General features: G+C 54.7%; 14 protein-coding genes and 1 other RNA gene. 10 read left to right on the top strand and 5 right to left on the bottom strand.

Annotated elements, in window-relative coordinates:
- Nucleotides 1-9: 9 nt before the first annotated feature.
- Genes mmoB through mmoX form a run of 3 tightly spaced genes read right to left on the bottom strand, consistent with a single transcriptional unit; the run spans nucleotide 10 to nucleotide 3,239 of the window.
- Nucleotides 10-432: a methane monooxygenase regulator MmoB gene (mmoB, locus tag AB0A83_RS06845; RefSeq protein WP_367155825.1), complete on the bottom strand. Its 423-nt coding sequence runs from the start codon at nucleotides 430-432 to the stop codon at nucleotides 10-12.
- A gap of 12 nt (nucleotides 433-444) precedes the next feature.
- Nucleotides 445-1,623: an aromatic/alkene monooxygenase hydroxylase subunit beta gene (mmoY, locus tag AB0A83_RS06840; RefSeq protein ID WP_367155823.1), complete on the bottom strand. Its 1,179-nt coding sequence runs from the start codon at nucleotides 1,621-1,623 to the stop codon at nucleotides 445-447.
- A 32-nt stretch (nucleotides 1,624-1,655) separates the two neighbouring features.
- Nucleotides 1,656-3,239 (bottom strand): aromatic/alkene monooxygenase hydroxylase subunit alpha, encoded by a 1,584-nt coding sequence (mmoX, locus tag AB0A83_RS06835; protein WP_367155821.1) that lies wholly within the window; start codon nucleotides 3,237-3,239, stop codon nucleotides 1,656-1,658.
- Between the two features lie 586 nt (nucleotides 3,240-3,825).
- Between mmoX and AB0A83_RS06830 the strand changes: the two genes are divergently transcribed.
- The 6 genes from AB0A83_RS06830 to rimK all read left to right on the top strand — a co-directional run bounded on the left by AB0A83_RS06830 (nucleotide 3,826) and on the right by rimK (nucleotide 7,738).
- Nucleotides 3,826-4,416, top strand: a complete 591-nt coding sequence (locus AB0A83_RS06830) for a hypothetical protein (RefSeq protein WP_367155819.1) — start codon at nucleotides 3,826-3,828, stop codon at nucleotides 4,414-4,416.
- 194 nt (nucleotides 4,417-4,610) lie between these two features.
- Nucleotides 4,611-4,962: RNase P RNA component class A (gene rnpB, locus AB0A83_RS06825), an RNA gene on the top strand.
- 26 nt (nucleotides 4,963-4,988) lie between these two features.
- Entirely contained in the window at nucleotides 4,989-5,612 is a 624-nt protein-coding gene (locus AB0A83_RS06820) for a methylthioribulose 1-phosphate dehydratase (protein ID WP_367155817.1), read from the top strand.
- Nucleotides 5,609-6,166 (top strand): acireductone dioxygenase, encoded by a 558-nt coding sequence (locus AB0A83_RS06815; RefSeq protein ID WP_367155815.1) that lies wholly within the window; start codon nucleotides 5,609-5,611, stop codon nucleotides 6,164-6,166. Before AB0A83_RS06820 ends, AB0A83_RS06815 begins: the two co-directional genes overlap by 4 nt.
- On the top strand, nucleotides 6,163-6,840 hold the full coding sequence (gene mtnC / locus AB0A83_RS06810; protein WP_367155813.1) for an acireductone synthase: 678 nt from the start codon (nucleotides 6,163-6,165) through the stop codon (nucleotides 6,838-6,840). Before AB0A83_RS06815 ends, mtnC begins: the two co-directional genes overlap by 4 nt.
- A gap of 10 nt (nucleotides 6,841-6,850) precedes the next feature.
- Nucleotides 6,851-7,738: a 30S ribosomal protein S6--L-glutamate ligase gene (gene rimK, locus AB0A83_RS06805; RefSeq protein WP_367155811.1), complete on the top strand. Its 888-nt coding sequence runs from the start codon at nucleotides 6,851-6,853 to the stop codon at nucleotides 7,736-7,738.
- A gap of 27 nt (nucleotides 7,739-7,765) precedes the next feature.
- On the opposite strand, the gene AB0A83_RS06800 is transcribed toward rimK, so the two are convergent.
- Complete coding sequence (locus tag AB0A83_RS06800) at nucleotides 7,766-8,572, bottom strand: ParB/RepB/Spo0J family partition protein (protein WP_150047543.1); 807 nt, start codon at nucleotides 8,570-8,572, stop codon at nucleotides 7,766-7,768.
- A 175-nt stretch (nucleotides 8,573-8,747) separates the two neighbouring features.
- Here AB0A83_RS06800 and AB0A83_RS06795 point away from each other — a divergent pair, with 175 nt between their 5' ends.
- Entirely contained in the window at nucleotides 8,748-10,064 is a 1,317-nt protein-coding gene (locus AB0A83_RS06795; protein WP_367155809.1) for a hypothetical protein, read from the top strand.
- Between the two features lie 76 nt (nucleotides 10,065-10,140).
- On the opposite strand, the gene AB0A83_RS06790 is transcribed toward AB0A83_RS06795, so the two are convergent.
- Nucleotides 10,141-11,655 (bottom strand): GGDEF domain-containing protein, encoded by a 1,515-nt coding sequence (locus tag AB0A83_RS06790; RefSeq protein WP_150047541.1) that lies wholly within the window; start codon nucleotides 11,653-11,655, stop codon nucleotides 10,141-10,143.
- 329 nt (nucleotides 11,656-11,984) lie between these two features.
- On the opposite strand from AB0A83_RS06790, the gene AB0A83_RS06785 reads away from it, so the two are divergent.
- The 3 genes from AB0A83_RS06785 (at nucleotide 11,985) to AB0A83_RS06775 (ending at nucleotide 23,751) form a co-directional block, all read left to right on the top strand.
- On the top strand, nucleotides 11,985-17,348 hold the full coding sequence (locus AB0A83_RS06785) for a PAS domain S-box protein (protein ID WP_367155806.1): 5,364 nt from the start codon (nucleotides 11,985-11,987) through the stop codon (nucleotides 17,346-17,348).
- A 190-nt stretch (nucleotides 17,349-17,538) separates the two neighbouring features.
- The gene (locus tag AB0A83_RS06780; protein ID WP_150047539.1) at nucleotides 17,539-18,714 is read left to right on the top strand and encodes a phosphoglycerate kinase; all 1,176 of its coding nucleotides are present in this window, start codon (nucleotides 17,539-17,541) and stop codon (nucleotides 18,712-18,714) included.
- Nucleotides 18,715-19,212: 498 nt separating this feature from the next.
- Entirely contained in the window at nucleotides 19,213-23,751 is a 4,539-nt protein-coding gene (locus AB0A83_RS06775) for a PAS domain S-box protein (RefSeq protein WP_367155804.1), read from the top strand.
- Nucleotides 23,752-23,876: the final 125 nt, after the last annotated feature.

Below are 23,876 nucleotides of genomic sequence, written 5' to 3'. Positions count from 1 at the left end.
CCCGTCTCCCTAGGATTTCAAGTCTTCCAATTTGCGGTCCAAGCCCATCAACTCGGAAGTGATGGTGAATTTCTCGCCCAAGGTAAATGCCCGGCCTATGGTCGACGAGACGTCGACCAGAAAGTCGTAGACGCTGAAGTTGCGGCCCAGCAATTCGGAGACTTCTTCGCAATCGACTTCGATCTTGCCGGTGGCTTTCAACCACCAATAGCCGGCCCGATCTTCGACCACCAAGGTCGGATTGTCGCTACGGCGGTCGCCGAGCAGGATTTCGTCGACGATGATGTTGATTTCGTCGGATTTTTTCAGCACCAGTACGACTTCGTTGCTCTCGTGCAGCACTTGATTTTCTTCGGCAAAATACTCGTCGGCAAACTCCTTGCCTTTTTTGGCCATGATGCCGGCGCCGTAAGCGTTTGAACTAACTGACATATTCGATTCTCCTTATTTGTAACCTTTCATGACGGTGGCGATCAGCGTGTCCGGATCGGCCTTGTAGCTGACCCGGTCGGCGAAATCGACCAGCCAATCGTCGACTACCCTGCCCAGCGCGGCCTCTACCGCGGCCCGGTCGGTCACGCCCGAAATTTTGCTGATCTTGGCGAAGATGCCCATAAAATCCTGCAAAGCCTGCACCGTTCTCGGCAACCATTTGTCGGTCCAAGCCCGCATCACCCGCCGGTTGTAATCGCCGAATTCCGCATCGTCGCCCAGGCATTCGAAGAAAATGTCGCCGGTAATGCCTTTAGCTTGCGAGAAATACAACTGCATCTGATTGATGAAGAACGGCGTTAAGGTGTCGCCGTAATACGACGACAAACGTTGAAAGAACTCGCGGCGCACGAACTGGCCGAACAAGGGGTCGTACACCATGTGGCAAGCCCACAGGATTTCGTTCCAGTCGTAAGTGGCCTGCCAGATGTCCTGCACCGTCTCGCGGGCGCCTTTATAGATGGTTCCTTGGGTCCACTCCCGTTTCGGCTCGTCGGTCGATTCCGGAAAGCCCGGCACCAACTTGGCCAGGAACGTGCGCTCCAGCTGTATCATTTGGGCGTTGTCGACCTTGTCGAAGCCTATCATGGCGATACTTTGTCTGAGCGTGTCGCCCAGACAATCGCGCGAGGCCGAGGAATGGGCGTTGAACAAGCCGTACTCGTTGAAGCAATACGCGCCCAGATAGTCGTTCAACACCTCGTCGCGCCACACCGGATCGATGGAGCGCACCTGGCCTTCCGCCGAATAAGCCAGCAAGAAGCGGTCGGTGTAACGCCACTCTTCGGCCTTGTCTTTCACGTATGGTGCGTGCCAGCGTTTGGCCGGGTCGCGGTGCTTATGCCAGTCGGTGGCATGCAGTTCGGTGGTTTCGTTACCCCAGGAAGGCCGGCCGCCGTGGAATTTCTGGGTCCAGTCGCCCCAGTCCAGGCCGCCGGGTATCCAGTCCGGGGTCGGCTGCGCGTAACAGCTCAATACTTCGTATTCGGTCAAGCGGCGCCAGCGCGGTTTGACGAAGTAATTCATCTTGCGTTGAGTATCCAACGGTTGATCCGGAATTTCCGCCAGAATGGCGCGCACCATGTCCGGATCGGTCAAGCCGCGTTTTCCTTGTTGTACTTCGATAGACATATCGGATGTCTCCTTGCATGTTTGGGTAGGGATTACAGGTCTTGCAGCGGGTCTTTGAATACGCAGTTCAGTTTTTTCAGATCGTCCAAGCTCCACAGCTTGCCGTTTTTATTGGTATGCGGTTGCGCGATCAGGGTTTTGCCGTCGCTACGCACGCCGTGCAATTCGGCGATCACTTCCGACAATTCGCGGCCGGCGTATTGCTCGAACATGTTTTGGCACTCGTAACGCTCCGGCTCGGTCAGCCACATGCGTTCGCCCCAGTCGTCGGAGAACGAATGCTTTTTGCCGTTCCATTCGTGTACGCGCAATGTGCTGGCGCCTTTGCACAAGGAGGGGCAAAACGGCACTTGCGAGACGCGGTCGATGTAAATCGGATGGTTGTTTTCGATGAACCACATCAACGGAATGAAGCCGCTGCTCGGGTCTTCGCAGCCGCGGGCGCGCCATTCGTCATAAATTTTGCCGTAGTGGTCGTACCAGCCCGGATAGTTTTCTTCGAACCAATCCATTTCTTCCCGGCTGGGCAGGCTCAAACGGAAGAACCCGGTAGGCCACATGGCGTAGGCCAACAGGAACAGATCGTGGTGAGCCCAGTAAGCGTCTTTTTTTGCATCGCGCAGGCTGCGCGGCGATTCCACGCCGTACTTTCCCAACCGGCCGATCCAGATGCCGCCCCAGTCTTCGTACACCCAGCGGTTCCAGGTTTTCACCCAGGGCTCGACTTTGAATTTGGACCCGTATTCGAACAACATGCCCAACACCGGCGTGAAATATTTTTGCTGGGTCCAGAACGCATTGTTCAAGTCGGTGTTCAGATATTTGGACGCTGCCTCATCGTTGGCGATGGACACCACGGTTTGATAACCGTTGGCCATGTGCCGTAATTCGTCGGTTTCGATGGATAAGAACACGGTCGGGGTGATTTCGTCGCCGTTCGCCGCCGCCCATTCGGTAATCGCCACAATCAAGGGGTTGGTAAAGCAGGCTTCGCCGACCAGTTGCAGGTTGATCGAGCATTCGACCGCGTCGCCGGAAATGAAACCGTCGGAAAATACCCGTTTCATGCCCTTCCACAGTGGGCCGATGGTGCGGGTTCGGCGGGCGTCGTTATGGCCGGCCGGATCGTGGTAATGCTTGCTGAAATAGTAATTGACGTAACCGCACTGGTGGGTATGCCGAATTTCGTCCAACACTTGTGCCAGGTAGCCGTTTTTTTGTTCCGGTGCGGTGGCGGAATCCCACAGCATACCGGTCGCGGCTATCGCGTTGTATTCACCCACTTCCAGAAAGTTGGACGCCACTTTCATGGTTTCGCCCCATTTCGGATGCACCCGGTTGCCGGCATCCAGGCGAGTCAACACGTCTTGCAAACTGCCGAATTGACGCTCGTCCTTGACCGATTCCATGCGCGCGTATTCTTTGGCGATCAGCTTGAACTGCTCCTTGGTCTGGTTAGCCATTTTGTACTTGGTCGGATACTTGGTCCGGTTTTTTTCGAAATCCCAAGTAAAACTTTGTAACCATCTATGCACTTCCTGCGCATTGACGCTGGTAGGCGCACGGTTAACCGCTAACGCGTCGGTTGCGGCTTTAGTTGCTGCACTTATTGCCATGATTTCTCCTCGTTGTTGGGTCTTGCTATCGAAGAGATCGGCGACGCTTGAAGCACGGTACGAATTCCGTCGTCTTGAAAGGCTGCCATGTATCGAAAGGCCGCCGACCCCAGCCCTTTAATGCAGCGGCTATGCCAACCTATGGCAAGAATCAATTTATGTTTTATAAACAACAAACTAGCGCCGAGTCGCTATTCGTTTGCAGGCAAACGACCTGCCGTGCGCTGTCTAAAAACTGAACAATGTCCAGAAAGCAAACGTTCAGTTTTTGTCGCCTACTTCGATTTCGGCCGTCTGTAAGCCGGCATGGCGATTGTTAACGTCCTAACCGCATCCGGCTACTGTTTTGTCGGAGTGCCCTTTATGAGCATCCCGGAAACGCTCGGACAACTTCACATTGACAAAAACAGAAACTTGGGAATACTCCGATGAATTTGAGGCATCTTTTAAATCCAAAGACTTAGCGACGCTTTTATCACGCAAGCAGCGTTAGTTTTAGGCCTGATCCCGGTTAGGCCGGCAGACTTGTCTCGAAAACAAGCTCGAATTTAATAACTATTACTACAACACGCGCGGAGATTGAACAATGAGCGAATACACCCAGCCGCAACTAGCGGAAAACTATGCGGATTTAGCGGACGCGAATTTGATTGCCACGGTTGTCGATGCGTTCTACCAGAACCTATTGGACGACTATCGCGTCAACCGGTATTTCTACACCCGCCCGATCGCCGAGCAGACCAAGCCCCTGAAATTGCTTGTAGCCGCGCTGTTGAACAGAAGCCGATATACCGACAAGCAAGTCTGGGAATTAGCCAACGACTTTTTTACCGCCGCGTTCGCCAGAGGCAACGCCAAGCCCAGCTTGGTAAACAACCGCGATTTCGCATTCTTGGAAGCTTTTGTAACGGGCGATATCGTCAATGCCGGCAAACCCTCGGAGTTGATTTTGTTGTGTCCTGCGCATTCGCATTTCATTCGTTTACAACCGAGCGACGATACCTTCGATACCGTTATGGAAATCCTAGCCAATACCTTGCGACAACTGAACATCGCTAACACTACGGCGGCGAGAATATTGGCTTTTGCCGAAAGCGGCCGAGCAGGCATCATGGGGCGCGGTAAAGAAATCTATAACGAAGGCGACATGGACACCCACTACCGTAGCCATGGTTAACCACCGCCCGGATGCACGATGAGCCGACCGACTCAATCGGCTTAAATCTAAGTTGCGAGCGCGCCACACGACTTAAGCTGAATCTATCGCGGAATGATGGCCAAAGCCGCCTTTAACCGCATCTAGCGCGGTTGGCCGGCCTCAAGCACAGATAATTCCGCGCCGGTTAGCGTAAGTTGGGTATAATCGCGCCCCGAGTCGGCCGAACAGCCGCCGTTTCATTTAGATGAAAGGGAGGAAAGTCCGGGCTCCATAGGGCAGGATGCCAGGTAATACCTGGGAGGCGCGAGCCTACGGAAAGTGCCGCAGAAAATATACCGCCGAAATTCTATAGAGTTTCGGTAAGGGTGAAATGGTGCGGTAAGAGCGCACCGCGCGGCTGGTAACAGGCGTGGCATGGCAAACCCCATCCGGAGCAAGATCAAATAGAGGCGCATACGCGCGGCCCGCGCGGCGCCTGGGTAGATTGCTTGAGCGCCAAGGTGACTTGGTGCCTAGATGAATGGCTGTTCTCGACAGAACCCGGCTTACAGGCCGACTCGTTTTCTCTCCTCCGCCGCACCGCAAATTCGATGACGCTAAAATCCGACGAATTTAATTGCAAAGCCGACGAATTGATCGCCGCCGGGCGCCTGATCGACAGCAAGGGCTGGGTGCCGGCAACCAGCGGCAACTTTTCCGCCCGCTTGACCGACGGCACGATCGCGATTACCGTATCCGGCAGGCATAAAGGCCAATTGCAACGCGACGACATCATGCTGATCGACGCCGACGGCAATGCTTTGGACGGCAAAAAACCGTCTGCGGAAACCTTGTTGCACACCGCGCTCTATAAGCGTTATCCCGACATCCGCGCGGTACTGCATCCGCATTCCATTAACGCCACGTTGGCGGCAAGACTGTTCGATTCCGAAATTGTCCTAGAAGACTACGAGCTATTAAAAGCCCTTGCGGGCATCGAAACCCACGAAACCCGGATCACCATCCCGATTTTCGCCAACGACCAAGATATTCCCCGTTTGTCGGCAGCGGTCAACAGCTATCTGGACAAACACGGCGACATCCACGCCTACGTGATAGCGGGCCACGGTTTTTATACCTGGGGCCGCTCGGTGGCGGAAACATTACGCCATTTGGAAGCGCTGGAGTTTTTGTTCGATTGTGAAATTCGTTTATACGGAGTGAAACAACCATGAGCGCGTTAACCGTTTACCCGGCCGACCGTCCGCAAGACGGTGTGACCACCCGGGAATTTTCCGCCATTGCCGAACAATTGAGCGCGATAGGCGTGCAATTCGAACGTTGGCTAGCGGAATGCGAATCCGTCGCCCACGCCGGCGTACAAACCGTGATGGATGCCTACCAAGGCCCTATCGAACGGCTGAAGCAACAATACGGTTTTCAATCGGTAGACGTGGTCAGCCTGACCGCAGACCACCCTGACAAACACGGCATGCGACAAAAATTTTTGTCCGAACACATACATAGCGATTTCGAAGTACGCTTTTTCGTCGAAGGTTGCGGATTATTCTTTCTGCATATAGCAGACAGGGTTTACGCCATTCTGTGCGAACAAGGCGACCTGATCAGCGTACCCGCCGACACCAAGCACTGGTTCGACATGGGCGAAAATCCGGACTTCAAGTGCATTCGCTTCTTTACCACCGAAGACGGCTGGGTCGCGCAATTTACCGGCGATCAAATTGCCGGACGTTTTCCGACACTGGAGCAATACCTCGAAACCTTATGATCGAAGCCATCGTCACGGATATTGAAGGTACGACTTCGTCGCTGTCCTTCGTTAAAGACGTGTTATTTCCCTACGCTAGAGCGAAAATTCCCGCTTATTTGCAGCAGCACGCCGATCAGCCGGAAGTACGGCAGGTTTTAAAGGAAGTCGACCAAATCGCCGGCGAAAGCTTGGACCTGAGCCGGCAAACCCAGCAATTCATCGCCTGGATGGATCAAGACCAAAAAATTACCCCGCTCAAGTCGTTACAAGGCATGGTGTGGCGCGACGGCTACCGGCAAGGCGCTTTCAAAGGCCACGTTTATCCGGACGCCGCAAAACAGTTGCAGACCTGGAAGCAAGCAGGCCTTGCGCTTTACGTCTATTCCTCCGGCTCGGTGGAAGCGCAGAAGCTACTATTCGGCTACAGCGAATTCGGCGATTTGACCCCGCTGTTCTCCGACTATTTCGACACCCGCATCGGCGGCAAACGCGAAGCCGCATCGTATAGGGCCATCGCCGGCCGGATCGGCTTACCCGCCGACCGCATTTTGTTCTTATCCGACATAGAAGCGGAACTGGACGCCGCCCGCGCCGCTAATCTGCAAACCTATTGGCTGGTCAGGGGCCAAAGCGTAAACATCGACGCCTCGCACCCGCAAGCGGTCGATTTCGCCGGCATCCATCTGCAATAAACCGCAACCGATGAAAATCGCGATTTTATCCCGCGATCCAACGCTATATTCCAGCGTCCGGTTAATGGAAGCGGCGGCGGCGCGCGGTCACGAGGCTAGGGTGCTCGACCCCACCCATTGCTACATGAACATCACCTCGATGAAGCCGTCCATCCATTACCAGGGCGAAAATTTGCTCGGCTACGACGCAGTAATTCCGCGCATCGGCGCATCCATCACCTTCTACGGCACCGCGGTTTTACGCCAGTTCGAAGTCATGAACATCTTTTGCTTGAACGATTCCGCGGCTATCAGCCGCTCGCGCGACAAAATGGCTTCCACCCAATTACTAGCCCGTAAAGGCATAGATCTGCCGATCACCGCCTTCGCCCACAATCCGGACAACATCGACGACTTGATTGCCGAAGTCGGCGGCGCGCCGCTGGTCATCAAACTGGTGGAAGGCTCGCAAGGCATAGGCGTGGTCCTGGCCGAAACCGACAATGCCGCTCGTAGCGTGATTCAGGCCTTTATGTGTCTGAACGCCAACATCATGGTGCAGGAATTCGTGCAAGAAGCCACGGGCAGCGACATCCGCTGTTTCGTGATCGGCGATAAAGTAGTCGCGGCCATCAAACGTCAGGGCCGAGAAGGCGAATTCCGCTCCAACCTGCATCGCGGCGGTAGCGCCAGCTTGGTCAAGCTAACCCCGCAAGAACGCGCGACCGCGGTGCGCGCCGCCAAAATCATGGGCTTGAACGTGTGCGGGGTGGACTTGCTGCGCTCCAACCGCGGCCCATTGGTCATGGAAGTCAACTCGTCTCCCGGCTTGGAAGGCATCGAAAAATCCTCGGGACGCGACATCGCCGGCATGATGATCGCGTATATCGAAAAGGTCATCGCGCAAAAACCGCGCTGATTTTCGACAAAGATCTGCGACCGGGCGTTAGGTATCCTGTTCGTCGTCCCACAACATCGGAAAGGCCTGACGCGCTCTTGCCAAGCTGTCCGCATCCACCGATTTACTTCTTAACGTAACCAATAAGGCATAAAGATCCGCCGCACTAATCTTGTAGGTGCGCTTGGGCTGTTTTTTAATGGTATCGCTGAGCCGCTTGAGGGAGTCTTTGTAGCGCAACGGCCTAGCCGCCGCTGCCGGCATCGGCTGGCTCAGCTCGGATTCGATAATCGCCTTTTCGTTGCCCGGCGGCGCTTTCAAGGCTTTGCGCAATATGTCCTTGGCCCGGCTCCAAGAAACTTCGCCGCTGGCCAGCTTCTCCCGCAACGGCTCGGTGGTCAAAGGCGCGTAGCGAATAATTTCGTCTATCCAACCGACGCTTTTGTCGAAAAACTCGGCAATCCGCTCCTTCGGCCAATTGGCGTTGTTCAGATAAAGCACCGTTTGAAAATAATCGGTGATCCGGGTATCCACCCGGTCGGAATTCAATTTCAAATTCAAGGCCTTGATCTCGTCGGGATCGCCGGTAACCACCCGCACGTCCACTCGGTCGAAATAACCGGGATTGGCGCGCCGAATGCCTTGTATCGCTTCCATGCGGTGAAAACCACCCACCAGATAATACTCCTTGCTCTGCCGCTCCCAAACGACCAAAGGCTCGAACAAGCCGTTAGCGATGATGTCCCGCTCAAGATGTGCCACTTTAGCCATATCCAAATCCCTATGGTTGGTCAACGTATGGTGATATTGAATCAAGTCGATCGGCAAATATTCGTAGCGTTTAGTCGCAAGCATGGCTAACCTCAGAGAATGCGGTGGGGATGCGGCGATTGTAGCCGGCCGGCAAAACGGCGCGCAAATACTTGGCGATTTAACCCTGAACATTGCTTTTGATCTTAATCGGATATTAATTGCGAACCTCTAGCAAACAAGTTAAGTTTTTAAGCATATGCAAAGCGTGGAGGCCGACATGAAGATTTTTAAGCGGGCGAATCGCCGGCTGCAGTTCCTGCTACTTGGCACGCTAGTCGGACTGATGGGTCCACTACCAGTACAAGCGGAGCCGGATTACGGTTTTACCGGCGTTGCTAGCTGCGGCGGTAAAGTAGACAAAAAAAATCGTAAACTCAAACTTAGTCTCGGCCTTGGCAATCAAGGCGATGTCAGAAAACCCGGAGTCAAATTAGCGGTTACGGCCAGCCAAAACGGTCAGGAGTATCCGTTGAGAATCCGCAAAATCAGCGTCAAACCCGGTAAAACCGCGACAATCAACTTTGCTTGGCGTACCAAGGGAGCCGGCGACGTCGGTTTTAAAGCCGCTCTATTGGCGGCGGATTCCGCTACCCAGATGGATACTCTAAGTTGCGACGTGCTGGCGCAAGACGACGGACAAACGCCGAACGTCGACTTAAGCGGCAAACTATGGCACAACAATTATGCGCTGGATTACCGCGACGGCTCCCAAATCGCCTCGCTAAACGGCGCGGCGCCGCAACAAGTCACCGGCAAATTACCGGCTTATCCGTGGTTGGACGGCAACCAATACCTAACCACCGACTCGTCGGATCTGGATTACACCGATGCACGGGTATATTCGCTGCAAACCGGCGAACAACTGTATCAATACACGTTTAGCGAATATTTGCGCGGCGAACGCCCTTCGCCGGTCAGTCAATCGGTGATTTTGGCGACTTGGAGCGAAGATAGCATTTCGACGCCATATGCGCTGTTTTTCGATTTCGCCACCGAACAAATACTGGATGTGTTCGAATACGCCGGCAGCGTGATCGATTGGTTGCCGGACGGCCGCTATTTGCGGGTTAGCACGGACGGCACCATTCGTACCGGCATTGTCGGCGGCGCGGAAACCGCAACCGGCTCGCTGAGCATGCCGGAAGGGCGGCATATTGGGGATGTATCGGTCAGTCCGGACGGCAAGCAAATGCTGCTGGCCCTGGCAGTGTTGGCCATAGACGACAGCATAGACGAAAGCGATTTATGGCTGGCTAATATCGACGGCAGCGCGCTAAAGCGCTTTACCAAAACCAAGATGAGCAATTACGGCGTCTGGTCGCCGGATTCCGGCCGGATAGCTTTCGACATCGATACCGGCTTGGTTTGCTCGGGCTATTACTGCGCCGGCAGTTGCGAACTCTGGTACGGCAAAACTAGCGCTGCCGATTTGGACGGCTTGAGCGAGACAGCCGATCAACGCTATTTCCGCGTCAAAGACCGTTCGGGCAAGACCCGGCGCTTGGGGTGCGAACTGCAAGCTTGGACACGCTAACCTTTCTGAGAACATCTCAAGCGCCCCGATCAAGTAAAACCGGGAATGGAGGAACAACTTTCAGCATGGCAACCGCTTAACTTTTTCCATTGGCAAGTTGCCCCAGCTTGGCCGGCTCCAAGTCCGGTAACTGAGTCTGGGCCACCACGGTCCGATCGCGCCCCTCGCGTTTGGCCCGGTACAGAGCGGTATCGGCCGAGGTAATCAGTTCTTCGCATTTATGGCCGTGAAACGGAAACATGGCCAGACCGATGGAAATGGAGATAGCTCCGAGCTTTTGACCGCGTAATTCGACCCGCAACAATTTGGTCTTCTGCCGCAAATCTTCGCAGCGCTGAACCGCATCTTCCAAATTGGCGTCCAGCAACACCATGACGAATTCTTCCCCGCCGTAACGGCAGGCGATGTCTTCGCGACGGGTATGTTGTTTTAACAACTTGCCGAATTCGCACAACAAGGCGTCGCCGGCATCGTGACCGAACGTGTCGTTAAACCGCTTGAAGTGGTCGATATCCAGCACGATCACCGCAAAATGCGTATGGTTGCGCTTGGCACGGGCCAATTCGCGTTCCAGCGAATCGATCAAATAGCGGCGATTGTAAAGTTGAGTTAAAGGATCGCGCACCGATTGGTCTTGCAAGGCCTCTTTCAAGCGAATGTTGCTGAGGGCTAGCGCAACCTGTGCGGTAAACAGCGTCGCGGTATTGACAATCGCCTCTATCGCCGCGGCGCGTTCGGCTTCGCTGCCTTGCAGGTCGGGTAGTTGCAAATGCAGGATGCCGCGGGTTTCGCCGTAGGAGCTCATAGGCAGACACACGTAACCGTGATCGGCACCGGGCTGCATATGCCAACAAACCAAGCCGTTGCCAGGGTCCGGAACCTTGTGGGTCTTGCCTTGCCGTAAAGACCAGCAGTCTTCGATCGCGAACACGTTTTGACTCTCGTGGCTGTCCCCCCACTCGACGATGGATTCGAGCAACGAGCGCGAGTCGTTGATCACGCAGATCAAACCGGAAGTATTGGCGAACAAGCGGCGGGTAAACAAGCCGATCACCGGATAGGTTTCCGGCAAAGTACGGCAGACTTGCAGGCAACTGTTCATCTCGCCGAGCAAGGTGTTTTCCCAATCGTGCCGATTCAACTCCGCATAGGAGCGTTGCAAGGACTTTTCCGCCAACTTGCGCTCGGTAATGTCTTGGCTGGAACCGATGAAGCCGGCAAACAGGCCTGCATTGTCGTAATACGGCTCGCCGTTATCCAATATCCAGCGATACTCGCCGTCGTGCCGCCGCAATTGATATTCCATTTTGAACGGCTGTTGCGCCTTAAATGCCGCTTGAAACGCTTTAAGACAATCTTTGCGTTCGTCGGGGTGCAATGCCTCGTACCAAATCGCCCCGGGATCGGACGTGCCTTGAAAACCGGTAAACTTCATCCATTTCCGATTAAAAAACAAGCTCTTACCATCCTGATCCGTCATCCACAACATGACCGGAGCCAATTCGGCAATTTTACGAAAATGCGCTTCGCGCTGACTGAGTACCTCAAATTCCTTGCACAATTCGCGCTTGGTGTATTGGCTGATTTTCATGGTTAACCAGAGCTGATTGCTTAAACCGCCTATGCGGCTGTGCGACCCAAAAGCGAAAGTATAGTGGGTTTATTCTTACACCGGAAAGATCGAACGGCGTTTAGGCGCATGAGCTCGCAGATATTCTTTGCAAGCTCGCCGGACGGACGCCGGCTGAAGGCGTGAGCTAAAATCCTAAGCTACAGGCTACGGTGAAAATTGCAATACCGCCGACTACAATAGATTAAAAAACGGCTCAATAAAATCGGATAGTTGATTCGAATGAATAATAAACTGCTTCGTTACGCACCCGTGCATACGGATGCAATTCGGCAAGGCCAAGGATAATCATGGCGGCCGGCAATAACAGCACACAAGCGCAGACCGGGGACACCGCAAGCGCGCCCGATTATTTAGTCGCAATCGGCGCATCGGCCGGCGGATTGGAGGCGTTACGGGAATTAGTCGAGTCTTTACCGGATAGTAAAAGTTTGTGTTATATCATTGCACAACACGTATCGCCGAATCATTCCAGCATCTTGCCCCATTTATTGTCGCCTTTGACTACGTTGGAAGTGCGGGAACTGAACGATAAACAACGCCCCGAACCGGGGTGCATCTTCATCACGCCGTCTAACAAAGACGTAGCGTTCAGCGCGGGCTTGTTACATATCACCGAACCGGAACGAGCGTCCGGCCCCAAACCTTCCATCAATCATTTATTTCATTCGCTGGCCGACGGCGCAGGCCAGCGGACGGTCGGCATCGTGTTGTCGGGCACCGGCACCGACGGCGCATCCGGGTTAAGGGCTATCAAGACCGCCGGCGGCGTGACCATGGTGCAGGAGCCGGACTCCGCCAAATACGACGCCATGCCGAAAGCCGCCATTCATACCGGCAGCATCGATTTGGTGTTGCGCCCGGCGCAAATGGGCACCGCGCTGCAGCGCCTGATCGCCAATCCGCAAGGCTTGAATCAAATTTTCGGCAACGACGACGAAGCCGACGAATTCCAACAAATCGGCACCTTGGTTAGAGTAAATACCGCGTTCCGGCTTAGCGATTACAAGATAGGCACGATCAAACGCCGAATCGCGCGGCGCATGGGGATACTAGGCATCGCGACGCTGGTGGAATACCTGGAATATTTGAAGTCGCATAAAACCGAAGCCCACGCCTTGGTCCGCGATACCTTCATCGGCGTCACGGCATTTTTTCGCGATTCGGAAACCTTTCCGGTACTGGGCCGGGCCATTGCGGAGATCGTCAGAAATCAAGCGGAACAAGGGGTAATACGCTGTTGGGTACCCGGTTGCGCTACCGGCGAGGAAGCCTACAGCATCGCCATGTTGTTCGAAGAAGCCCTACTCGAACAAAATCGTAACGATCTGCAATACGTGATTTTCGCCTCGGATTTGGACGACGAGGCCTTGGAACACGCCAGAACCGCCAGCTACCCCGCCTCCTCGCTAGACAACATACCGGAAACGCTGCGCCTGCGTTACACGGAAACCGTGAACGGCTATTGCCGAATCTTAAAAAACATCCGCAACCGCTTGGTGTTCGCCCGGCAAAACTTGATCGAAGACCCGCCGTTTGCTCGCCTGGATTTGATCAGCTGCCGTAATTTATTGATTTATCTGAATCCGCCGGTGCAAAAACGGATTTTCGAGATATTTCATTACTCGCTGAATCGAGGCGGTTACTTGTTTTTAGGCAAATCCGAAAGCCCGGAAAGCTATAAACACTTGTTCGAGGACGTGGATAACCGGGCAAGACTGTATCTGCGCCAAGACAGCGTGGCCCGCTACAGTTTGCCGCTCAGCCAAGGCCTGAACAACGCGCGTAACAACCCACGCAACGCTACCCGAAACCCGGCCGTCGGAGCGGATTCGATCAACATCCGCACCTTGGAATGCTTGGCCGAACACTACGCACCACCGTCTTTGCTGATCAACGAATCGGACAACATCGTCTATTTTCACGGCAACCTAAAGCCGTTTTTATGTTTTCCTAAAGGCCCGGCCGACATGCATTTATTCGATTTGTTGGATAAATCGGTTCGCGCCGAACTTCGGGCATTGGTGTACCGCTGCCGACGCGAACTGCGCCCGATACCGGGCGGCTCCTGGCATTTTACCGTAGCCGGGCAAGCGCATACCGTCACGCCTATCGTGTCGCCGTTGGAGCCGGAACAAGGCCGGTATTTGCTGATTTCGTTTAAGGCCGTGCCGGTAGAAGCCGAACAAAGCCCGGAAGTCGACCCGGGCGACAGAGACCATAACATCATCAGCGAGCTGGAACAGGAGTTGTCCAACACTCGCGCCCATTTGAACATCATTGCCGAAGAGCTGGAAACCGCCAACGAGGAATTGCAATCTTTGAACGAAGAACTGCAGTCCGCCAACGAGGAGATGCAGTCCACCAACGAAGAATTGCAAACCTCTAACGAAGAATTGCAATCCGCCAACGAAGAACTGTTAATGGTTAACGAAGAAATGTTGATCAAATCGGCGGAGCTGGAAGCGGTGGTCAACGATCTGACCAACGTCAAACAAAGCTTGGCGTTTCCTTTAATCGTGGTCGACAAACAATTGCGCATTACCCAAGCCAATTCGGCCTGCCGGCATATCGCGGCGTTCGATACCCCGCTGGAACGCAGCTCCCTAACGACTGTGCAATGGCAATTGGAAGTGCCGGGATTGGTCGAACAGGTGCGCCGGGTGGTGTCCGACGCCCAAAGTTACGAAGCGACGCTAAAAGGCACCGGCGCGGCGATGTTTCGCCTATTCGTGATGCCCTACCGTAAACCGGCGGGCGATGTCGATGGCGCCGTGCTGGTGTTCCAGGACATCACCCGGCAACACCATACCGAGGAAGCGTTAAGAGTTAGCAACGAGCGTTTCGAATTGGCCGTACGCGGCAGCAACGACGGCTTGTGGGATTGGGATATCGCCAATAACCGGATTTACTTCTCCCCACGCTATGCCGAGATACTGGGATACACGGACCGGGAATGGGAACCGTCTTTAGCGGTTTGGGAATCGCATTTGCATCCGGACGATTGTCAAGCCACGCTTGCCGCCTTGGAAGCGCACCTAAAACAAAGTCTGCCGTACCATAGAGAATATCGCTTGCGGCATAAATCCGGCCATTACATTTGGGTGCTGGCCCGCGGCCAAGCTATCCGCGACGATGCGGGGGCGCCCATCCGTATGTCCGGCTCGATCTCGGACATCAGCTTGCGTAAGCGAGTGGAATTGGCATTACGGGAAATCGACGCCCGTAACCGGGCGTTAATCGAAAACGCGCCGGATGCCGTTATCGTCATCGATGAACTCGGCAGCATAGAACTGTGCAATCCTGCTTGCGAAACCATTTTCGGCTACGCCCCCGACGAGCTGATCAACCGTAATATCAGTATTTTAATGGGTGGCGAAGACGGCAAAATGCACAACGAATACCTCGCGCACTATCTGCGCACCGGCAAGTCGCGGGTCATGGGAATGGGACGGGACGTCACCGCGTATTGCAAAGACGGCAAGGGCAAAGACGTACACATCAGCTTGGGCGAATTTCGTCTGGAAAACGGCCAGCATCGTTTCGTCGGTTTCATCCGCGATCTGTCCGAACGAGTCCGCGCCGAAAAGGCCCTGCGCGAAAGCGAGGAGAAATTTCATTTGGCCATGCATTTTGCGCCGACCGGTAAAGCCTTGATAGCCGAGGACGGCCGGTTTTTGGAAGTGAATCCGGCCTTGTGCACGATATTGGGATACGACAGCGAGGCCTTGTTGCGCCGCGACGAACAGTCGGTCACGCATCCGGACGATCTGGCCGATGGGCAACACCACCTGCAACGTCTGCAGCGCGGCGAAATCCCGACCTTTCAAATAGAAAAGCGCTACTTGCGCAAAGACGGCGGCGTGGTTTGGGCACAACTCAACGTCGCCCAGGTAGCCGACCCGCTTGGTACCCCGCTGTACAACATTGCCCAGATTCAAGACATCACCCAGCGCAAACAGGCGGATGACGAGTTGCGCTTGGCGGCTAGCGTATTTTCCAATACTCAGGACGGCATTGTGATTGCCTCCAGCGATTTTACCATTTTGAAAGTCAATCAGGCGTTCGAGCGTCTGTTGGGCTATGCCGAACGCGAGGCACTGGGCAAACCTATCGGCTTTGCGGCGACGGAACAATACCTGCAAGACTACTACCGGCCGGTCATTAAAGCCGTGCGCAAAACCGGCAGCTGGCAGGGCGAGGTGTGGTGCAAGCATCGGCAAGGCCGCGATTTGCCGGTATGGTTGAGCATCGCCGGGGTGCGCAATCAAGCCGGCGATATAGACCGCTACACAGCGGTGGTTTACGACATCAGCGATCAAAAAATGTCGCAAGAGCGCATCAACTATTTGGCGCATTACGATGCGATGACCGATTTGCCCAACCGCACCTTGTTCATGGACAGATTGGAGCACGCCTTGAACCAGGCCAGACGTCAAGCCCGTTCCCTGGCCCTGATGTTCATCGATCTGGACAACTTCAAACAGGTAAACGATACCTACGGTCATTCGGCCGGCAACGAACTGCTGCGCCAAGTTGCCGAGCGTCTGAAACGCACGGTGCGCGAAAGCGATACTTTAGCCCGCTTGAGCGGCGACGAATTCATGTTAATGGTGGAAGACGCCGAAAGATGGAGCGGCTTGGACGTAACCGGCCGCAAAATTTTGACCGCATTGGCGCAACCCGTGGAGCTGGCGGAAGGACGGGTATTCATTTCGGCCAGCATCGGCATTGCGGTGTTCCCGAACGACGGCGACGATATCGATACCTTGGTTAAGCACGCCGACTTAGCCATGTACCGCTCCAAAGAAGCCGGGCGCAACCAACTCCACTTCTTCACCCAAGACCTGTCGTTGAAAGTGCAGGAACGCATGATGCTGCACAATGATTTGCGCCATGCCTTGGAGCACGAACAATTCGAATTACATTATCAACCGGTCATCGACGTGACCAGCCGCCGTTGCGTGGGCGCCGAGGCATTGATTCGTTGGCAGCATCCCAGCAAAGGCTGGATTCCGCCCAGCAAATTCATCACGGTCGCCGAAGAAAACAGCTTGATACATTCATTGGGACAGTGGGTACTGCTGACCGCCTGCCGGCAGATGAAAACTTGGCTGGACGCCGGCATTCATTTGGATTTTTTGTCGGTTAACGTCTCCGGCAAGCAAATCGCCCAGGGCGATTTCGTCGGTATTGCGAGCCAAGTGCTACGGGATACCCAGTGTCCCGCCGACCGTATCGTATTGGAACTCACCGAAAGTTACATCATGCGGGAAAGCGAAGGCGCGATAGAGTTATTGACCCAATTGCGCGACTTCGGCTTCGGCATCGCCATCGACGATTTCGGCACCGGGTATTCGTCCTTGTCCTATCTGAAACGTTTGCCGGTGACCAAGCTGAAACTGGATCAATCCTTTGTCAACGACATTCCCAGCGACGGCAACGATGCCGCTATCGCCCGGGCCATCTTGAAGTTGGGCGAAACGTTGGGCTTACAAGTAGTCGCCGAAGGGGTGGAATCCGAAGCCCAGCACCACTTCCTGTTCGAAGAGGCTTGTTTGCTCGGCCAAGGCTTTTGGTACGCCCGGCCTATGCCGGCCAAAGATTTCAGCGACTTTTGGGATGCAATCGAACCACCCGGCCTTAACGGTTGACGAGACGCCGAACTTCAACCCGCCGTTTTTGAACGGAATAGTCTTTCATTTCATTAACTTGCCTGCTAGCTGCCCGCACGGCGCGGATAGCGTCCAGCCCCGGCCGCTCGTAGCATTGCCGCGCTGAATTGTCGAATCGGCCGGCCGATTCACTTTATAATGCCCGAGTTTTTTACCTTGAGGAGAGCTTATGTCTATTAAAAGAATGGTCGATCTGGATTTGTCCGGCAAGCGCGTATTGATACGGCAAGACTTGAACGTGCCGGTCAAAGACGGCAAAGTCAGCAGCGATCTGCGCATTCAAGCCAGCGTGCCCACGGTAGAGGCGGCATTGGCGGGCGGAGCGGCGGTCATTTTGATGTCGCATCTCGGCCGGCCCACCGAAGGCGAGTACGACGAAGCTTCCAGCTTGAAACCGGTCGCCGAGCGCTTTTCGCAACTGCTAGGCCAACCGGTCAAATTGGTAAAGGATTGGCTGGACGGCGTCGAGGTGAAACGCGGTGAAGTCGTGTTATGCGAAAACGTGCGTTTCAATAAAGGCGAAAAGAAAAACGACGCCGAGTTAGGCAAAAAAATGGCGGCGTTGTGCGACATTTTCGTAATGGACGCCTTCGGTACCGCGCACCGGGCGGAAGCTTCCACTTATGCGGTCGCGGAACACGCCGCCGTCGCTTGCGCCGGTCCGCTGTTGGCGGCGGAACTGGACGCATTGGGAAAAGCCCTGGAAACCCCGCAAAAGCCGCTGGTCGCCATAGTCGGCGGTTCCAAGGTCTCCACCAAATTGACGGTGCTGGAGTCGCTTTCTGCCAAAGTGGATCAACTGATCGTCGGCGGCGGTATCGCCAACACCTTTATCGCGGCGGCGGGTTATACCGTCGGCAAATCCCTGTACGAAGCAGACTTGCTTCCGGAAGCCAAACGTTTGATGGCGGCAGCCAAAGAACGCGGCGGCGAAATCCCGGTGCCGGTCGACGTCGTTTGCGCCAAGGAATTCTCGGAAAGCGCGGCAGCCACCGTTAAAAACGTAGCCGACGTGGCCGAGGACGACATGATCATGGACATCGGTCCGGAAACCGCCAAGCTGTACGCGGAAATCCTGGCTAAAGCCGGAACCATAGTCTGGAACGGCCCCGTCGGCGTATTCGAATTCGATCAATTCGGCGAAGGCACTAAAGCCATGTCGGTAGCGATTGCCGACAGCCCCGCATTCTCGATAGCCGGCGGGGGCGACACGTTAGCGGCAATCGACAAATACGGCATAGCCGAGCAAGTGTCCTACACCTCTACCGGCGGCGGCGCTTTCTTGGAATTTTTAGAAGGCAAGGAACTACCGGCCGTTGCCGTCTTGCTGGCTCGGGCACAATAAACCCGCCTTTTTCGGAGTGAAGGCTTACAGGGAAGTAGCCTTACGCTGTTAACAGCCGCATGCTAAACCGGCACGCCCGGAAACAATCAGTTGCCCCCGCGAAACCGTAGCGCCCGGGTCCTACAGCGGATGAGCCCCCTCCCTACCCTATCACCCGATGCCGAAATGTTGGACTGTGCGTGCCAAACCGGTCGAATTTATTCGGCCTGAAGCCGCCAACCGGTGGCCAATAAATTCGCACCTACGCTTGTTAAGGCGATTGCCACGAATAAGGATGCTCGAACGGCACTGAATCTTTGTTCAGTGATAAAGCTAGAAAAAACAGCTTGGTGACGCTCTGAGCACGGGACTAAGTGACTGTTTTAAAAGCCAAGCGCTTGTGCAGCGCAGCAACACTGGCTTTTCTGCGGGTAGAGGCCGTTTTTGGCGATATTACCTGCACGATTTTGACGGCTGGCGTTAAGATTGTCTTTACATTTACCGTGAATGGCTCCGCCCATGGGTTCCAATTTTCTGAAAGCGCATAAGCCTTTAATAGCAGCCTTGCTATTTTTTGCTTTTGCTTGCTTGCTGGCGGTCGGCCTGGGCGTGCAATTGCAAGCCCGGCAACAGGCGGAAAAGGTGCAAAAGTTTTCCCAAGTCGCCAACCGGGTGGCGACACAATTGCAAATGCGCATCGGCAGATACGAACTCGGTTTGCGCGGCGCTAGAGGCGCCGTGATAGCCGGCGGATACGAAAACATTCCGAGAGAGGTGTTCCGGCAATACATAGCTTCGCGCGACATCGCAAAAGAGTTTCCCGGTTCGCGCGGTTTCGGTTTCATCCGCCGGGTGCTGCCGGAGCAGGAAACCGAATTCGTCGCCGCAGCTCGACAAGACGGTATGCCGGACTTCAACATCTCGCAACTCACAGCGCATGCCGGCGAGCGCTTGGTCATTGTATTTATCGAGCCGGAATCCGACAATCGCGCGGCAATCGGCTTGGATATCGCCTCCGAACGCAATAGACGGGAGGCCGCGGTCGAGGCAATCGAACAGGGCGAAGCCGTCCTCACTCGGCCGATAACTCTGGTACAAGCCAGCGGCCAGCCTAGCCGGGGTTTTTTATTATCGTTAGCGGTTTACCGATCCGGGGCTACGCCCGGCAATCCGGCGCAACGCATGGCTTCGGCTATCGGCCTGGTCTATACCCCGCTATTGATAGACGAGGTGCTGGCGGAATTCGACTATCAAGACGGCGAGTTTGCACTAGCCATCGACGAGGCTGATCAGTATGGCAATTGGTCCCGGTTTTTCACCTATACCAATAATTCGGCGCCTATCGAAAACTTGGCCGTCACCGTGCCGTTATCGATCTACGGCCGTCACTGGCGCCTGGAAGTCAAACCCTTGCCTAAATTCGTCGAGGCGCTGAATCTTACCAATCCCAAACAAGTCATTGTCGCGCTGATAGGTTTGAGCGGCTTAATCGCGCTGCTGCTATACGGTTTTTTATTGAATAGACTGCGGCAACGCCAGGGTTTGTTTTATCAAGCGCATTTGGCGGTCATCGTAGAAAGCTCCAGAGATGCCATCATCAGCGTAAATTTGGACGGCATGGTCACCAGCTGGAATACGGCGGCGGAACAGATCTTCGGCTATCGGGCCGCACAAGCGGTTGGTTGGGACTTGGCCGGTTTGATCATTCCGGACGGCTATCTCCATCAAGAGCGGCAAACCAGAGCCAAAATTTTACGGGAAGAACCGGTCGCCGATTTCATCACGCTACGCCGCAAGCAAGACGGCGGCATGATCGATGCGGCAATTACCATGTTTCCGATCCGCTCCGTAAGCGGACGCACGGTGGGCATTGCGGAAATTATCCGGGACGTTACCCGGCAGAAAATGGCCGAAGCCCAAATTTTGGAATTCAACAACAACTTGGAACGGGAAGTACGACAACGCACCGCCGAGTTGGAAGCGGCCCGACGTCATTTGCAAAACGTGTTGGATAGCGTACCGTCCGTCATCGGCTATTGGGACAGCCGCTTGCTGAACCGGGTAGCTAACCATGCGTATCAAGACTGGTTCGGAATCGACGCAAGTAAAATCTCCGGCATGCATATCCGCGAAGCTTTGGGGGAAAAGTTTTATCAATTAAACAAGTCTTACATTCAAAGCGCCCTGGAGGGAAAAACTCAGCAGTATGAACGGACCCTGCCTATTCCCGGTAGCTCTGCCATGCGTTATTGCCTGGTGCATTACGTGCCCGACAAAGTGGGCGGGCAAGTTAAGGGCTTTTATTCCATTTTGCACGACGTCAGCGAAATCGCGGAAAACCGGCGGCAACTGACGGAAGCCTTACAAGAAAACGAATTGTTGACGCGGGCCGTCAACGAACATTTGTTGTATTCGGTTACCGACAAGGATGGGCGTATACGGCAGATCAACGACAATTTTTGCAGCTTCAGCGGCTACAGTGCGGACGAATTGATTGGCCATAACCATAATCTGCTCAGTTCCGGCTTACATTCGCACGATTTCTGGAAACAGATGTGGGATACCGTTAAATCCGGCAGAGCGTGGCGTGCCGAGGTTTGCAACCGCGCCAAAGACGAACGCTTGTACTGGGTGGATATCGTCATCGCTCCGGTCATGGGCGAACGCGGCGCTATCGACCGTTACATTTCCATGAGCATCGATATTACCTCTAAGAAAATGGCCGTCGCCGAATTGAACCGGGTCAACGAGGTTTTGGAAAACGTATTGCGGGCCGCAACCCGCGTGGCGATCATCGCCACCGATGCCGACGGCATCATCCAGTTGTTCAATTCCGGCGCCGAGAACATGCTGGGTTACAGTGCGCAAGAGACGATAGGAAAATACAGTCCGCTGGCGTTCCACGCCCCGGCCGAAATCGCGAATCGAGCCACCGAACTCAGCCGCGAGTATGGATGCAATATCGCCGGTTTCGATGTATTGGCCTATAAAGCGGCAAAAGAAGGGTCGGAACATCGCGAATGGACCTACCTAAACAAAGACGGTGTGCCCGTGCCGGTGACCTTGGTAGTGACGCCCATGCTCGACACGCAAGGCCGAATCAACGGCTACCTGGGTATCGCACAGAACGTCACCGAGCTCAAAAAGCAGCAAGCTACCATCCGCAGCATGTTGGAATCGTCCCCGGTTGCGGTCAGGGTTGCGGTCGACGGCGGGCGTAAAGTGGTATTCGCCAATCAACGGTTCGCGGATTTATTGCATGTCGAGCGCTCTCAGGTAACCGGGATAGACGTGCAAAAGTATTACGTCGACAAGCAAGTGTTTAACGAACTTTTCCAACAATTGAGCGCCGGAACAGCCGTCATCGATCACATGGTGCAATTGCATAACCCCGACTTTCCGGAGAAAGGCGCCGTGTGGACCTTAGCCTCGTTCATGCCTATCGAGTATGAAGGACAACCTGCGGTGTTGGCTTGGTTTTACGACGTTACCGAGCTGCGCAATGCCAAAGTCGCCGCCGAGCAAGCCAACCAGGCTAAAAGCAGTTTCCTGGCGAACATGAGCCACGAAATCCGCACGCCGATGAACGCCGTTTTAGCCTTGGTCCAGCTACTGGAACAAGAGCGCTTATTGCCGTCTCAGCGGGAAATGGTGATACGGATACGCCAAGCCGGCAATTCGTTGCTGGCCATCATCAACGACATTCTGGATTTCTCTAAAATCGATGCCGGCGAATTGCGCATAGACGAACAAGCCTTCAATCTGGATGCCAAACTCCAGCATATAGACAACTTGATGAGTAGTTTGGCCGCCAACAAAAATGTGCTGTGGCAGGTCAACCGGCAAGCGGAGGTTCCGGTCGAGCTTATAGGCGATTGCTTGCGTTTGGAGCAAATTTTGATCAACTTTGTCGGCAATGCCATCAAATTTACCGAACGTGGCGAGGTTAGCCTGAGCGTCAGCGTGGTCGATCGAGCCGCCGATTGTGCCGTGCTGCGCTTCGAAGTGCGCGACACCGGCATCGGCATAGCGGAACACGATCTGCACGCCTTATTCAGCCCATTCACCCAAGCCGATGCCTCTTACACCCGTAAATTCGGCGGTACCGGATTAGGTTTATCCATCTGTAAACGCTTGGTCGAACTGATGAACGGCCGGATCGGCGTCAATAGCCGGTTGGGATTCGGCAGCTTGTTCTGGTTCGAAGTACCTTTCAAAGTCACGCTAGCGAAAATCGCATCGCTTCCCGACCTTTTGGCCGCAAAACCGGCCAAGAGTCTGGCAGGCAAGCGCATCTTGGTCGTGGACGACAGCGAAATGAACCTGGAAGTCGTTAAACGCATACTGCACAAGGAAAACGCGCACACGGTGTTTGCCAGCGACGGTTTACAAGCCGTCAATGCCTTAAAAGCCGAACCCGAAGGCTTCGACGCCGTACTGATGGATGTGCAAATGCCGATCATGGACGGCATCGCGGCTACCCGCGCCATTCGCAATGAGCTGAATCTGAAGAATTTACCGGTGCTAGCCTTTAGTGCCGGCGTCATGAGTCAGGAGCGCAAAGCGATTTTCGATGCCGGTGTCACCGATTTCATTCCCAAGCCGGTGGACATCAATCAACTTAAAGAAGCGCTACTGCACTGCATAGGCGAAACCGGCCCGGAATGCGTCGAAGCGCCGGTTCAGTCAGAAAACAAGGACTTTCCATCCATCGACGGGATAGATAAACAGCGCGCCGAATCGCAAATGGACGGCGACTTGGAGTTTTTCGCCACCCTACTCGGCGTGTTTATCGACAATCACCGTCACTTCGCCGAGCTGATCAAAATGGATATGGCCAACGGCGAGATTGAAGCCGCCGCCGCTAAATTGCACAAGCTACGCGGTGCAGCCGGAAGCGTCAGCGCCATGCAAGTGGTCGAACGGTCGAGCGCGGCGGAAAAGGCTTTACGCTCGGGCGCCCCCAACGCGGACGCTTTGCTGGACCAGTTTTACCGGCATTTCGAAGAACTGCTTAATGCGGCGAATGCCTGGCTAAAACGGCAAGCCGCAAGTTGACGCCTTCCTTCGCCATTCAAAACCCGGCGGCGAAGAGGCGAAAACTCATACTCCAGGCAGCGTTTTCATATTCCAGGCATACGGCCTTAACGCGCGGCAATTGGCGATATAGGAGCGTCCCTAAA

It is taken from the genome of Methylomonas sp. HYX-M1, from assembly GCF_040741385.1.
Taxonomy (GTDB): domain Bacteria; phylum Pseudomonadota; class Gammaproteobacteria; order Methylococcales; family Methylomonadaceae; genus Methylomonas; species Methylomonas rhizoryzae.
The sequence above is the reverse complement of the archived record's forward strand: the minus strand, read 5'-3'. Positions and strand labels throughout refer to the sequence as shown.

Excerpts from the sequence above, each read along its gene's own strand:
- AB0A83_RS06820 (WP_367155817.1), top strand. The coding sequence starts at position 4,989 with ATGACGCTAAAATCCGACGAATTTAATTGCAAAGCCGACGAATTGATC.
- mmoX (WP_367155821.1), bottom strand. The coding sequence starts at position 3,239 with ATGGCAATAAGTGCAGCAACTAAAGCCGCAACCGACGCGTTAGCGGTT.
- AB0A83_RS06800 (WP_150047543.1), bottom strand. The coding sequence starts at position 8,572 with ATGCTTGCGACTAAACGCTACGAATATTTGCCGATCGACTTGATTCAA.
- AB0A83_RS06780 (WP_150047539.1), top strand. The coding sequence starts at position 17,539 with ATGTCTATTAAAAGAATGGTCGATCTGGATTTGTCCGGCAAGCGCGTA.
- AB0A83_RS06785 (WP_367155806.1), top strand. The coding sequence starts at position 11,985 with ATGGCGGCCGGCAATAACAGCACACAAGCGCAGACCGGGGACACCGCA.
- mmoY (WP_367155823.1), bottom strand. The coding sequence starts at position 1,623 with ATGTCTATCGAAGTACAACAAGGAAAACGCGGCTTGACCGATCCGGAC.
- AB0A83_RS06795 (WP_367155809.1), top strand. The coding sequence starts at position 8,748 with ATGAAGATTTTTAAGCGGGCGAATCGCCGGCTGCAGTTCCTGCTACTT.
- mmoB (WP_367155825.1), bottom strand. The coding sequence starts at position 432 with ATGTCAGTTAGTTCAAACGCTTACGGCGCCGGCATCATGGCCAAAAAA.
- AB0A83_RS06830 (WP_367155819.1), top strand. The coding sequence starts at position 3,826 with ATGAGCGAATACACCCAGCCGCAACTAGCGGAAAACTATGCGGATTTA.
- mtnC (WP_367155813.1), top strand. The coding sequence starts at position 6,163 with ATGATCGAAGCCATCGTCACGGATATTGAAGGTACGACTTCGTCGCTG.
- rimK (WP_367155811.1), top strand. The coding sequence starts at position 6,851 with ATGAAAATCGCGATTTTATCCCGCGATCCAACGCTATATTCCAGCGTC.
- AB0A83_RS06790 (WP_150047541.1), bottom strand. The coding sequence starts at position 11,655 with ATGAAAATCAGCCAATACACCAAGCGCGAATTGTGCAAGGAATTTGAG.
- AB0A83_RS06815 (WP_367155815.1), top strand. The coding sequence starts at position 5,609 with ATGAGCGCGTTAACCGTTTACCCGGCCGACCGTCCGCAAGACGGTGTG.
- AB0A83_RS06775 (WP_367155804.1), top strand. The coding sequence starts at position 19,213 with ATGGGTTCCAATTTTCTGAAAGCGCATAAGCCTTTAATAGCAGCCTTG.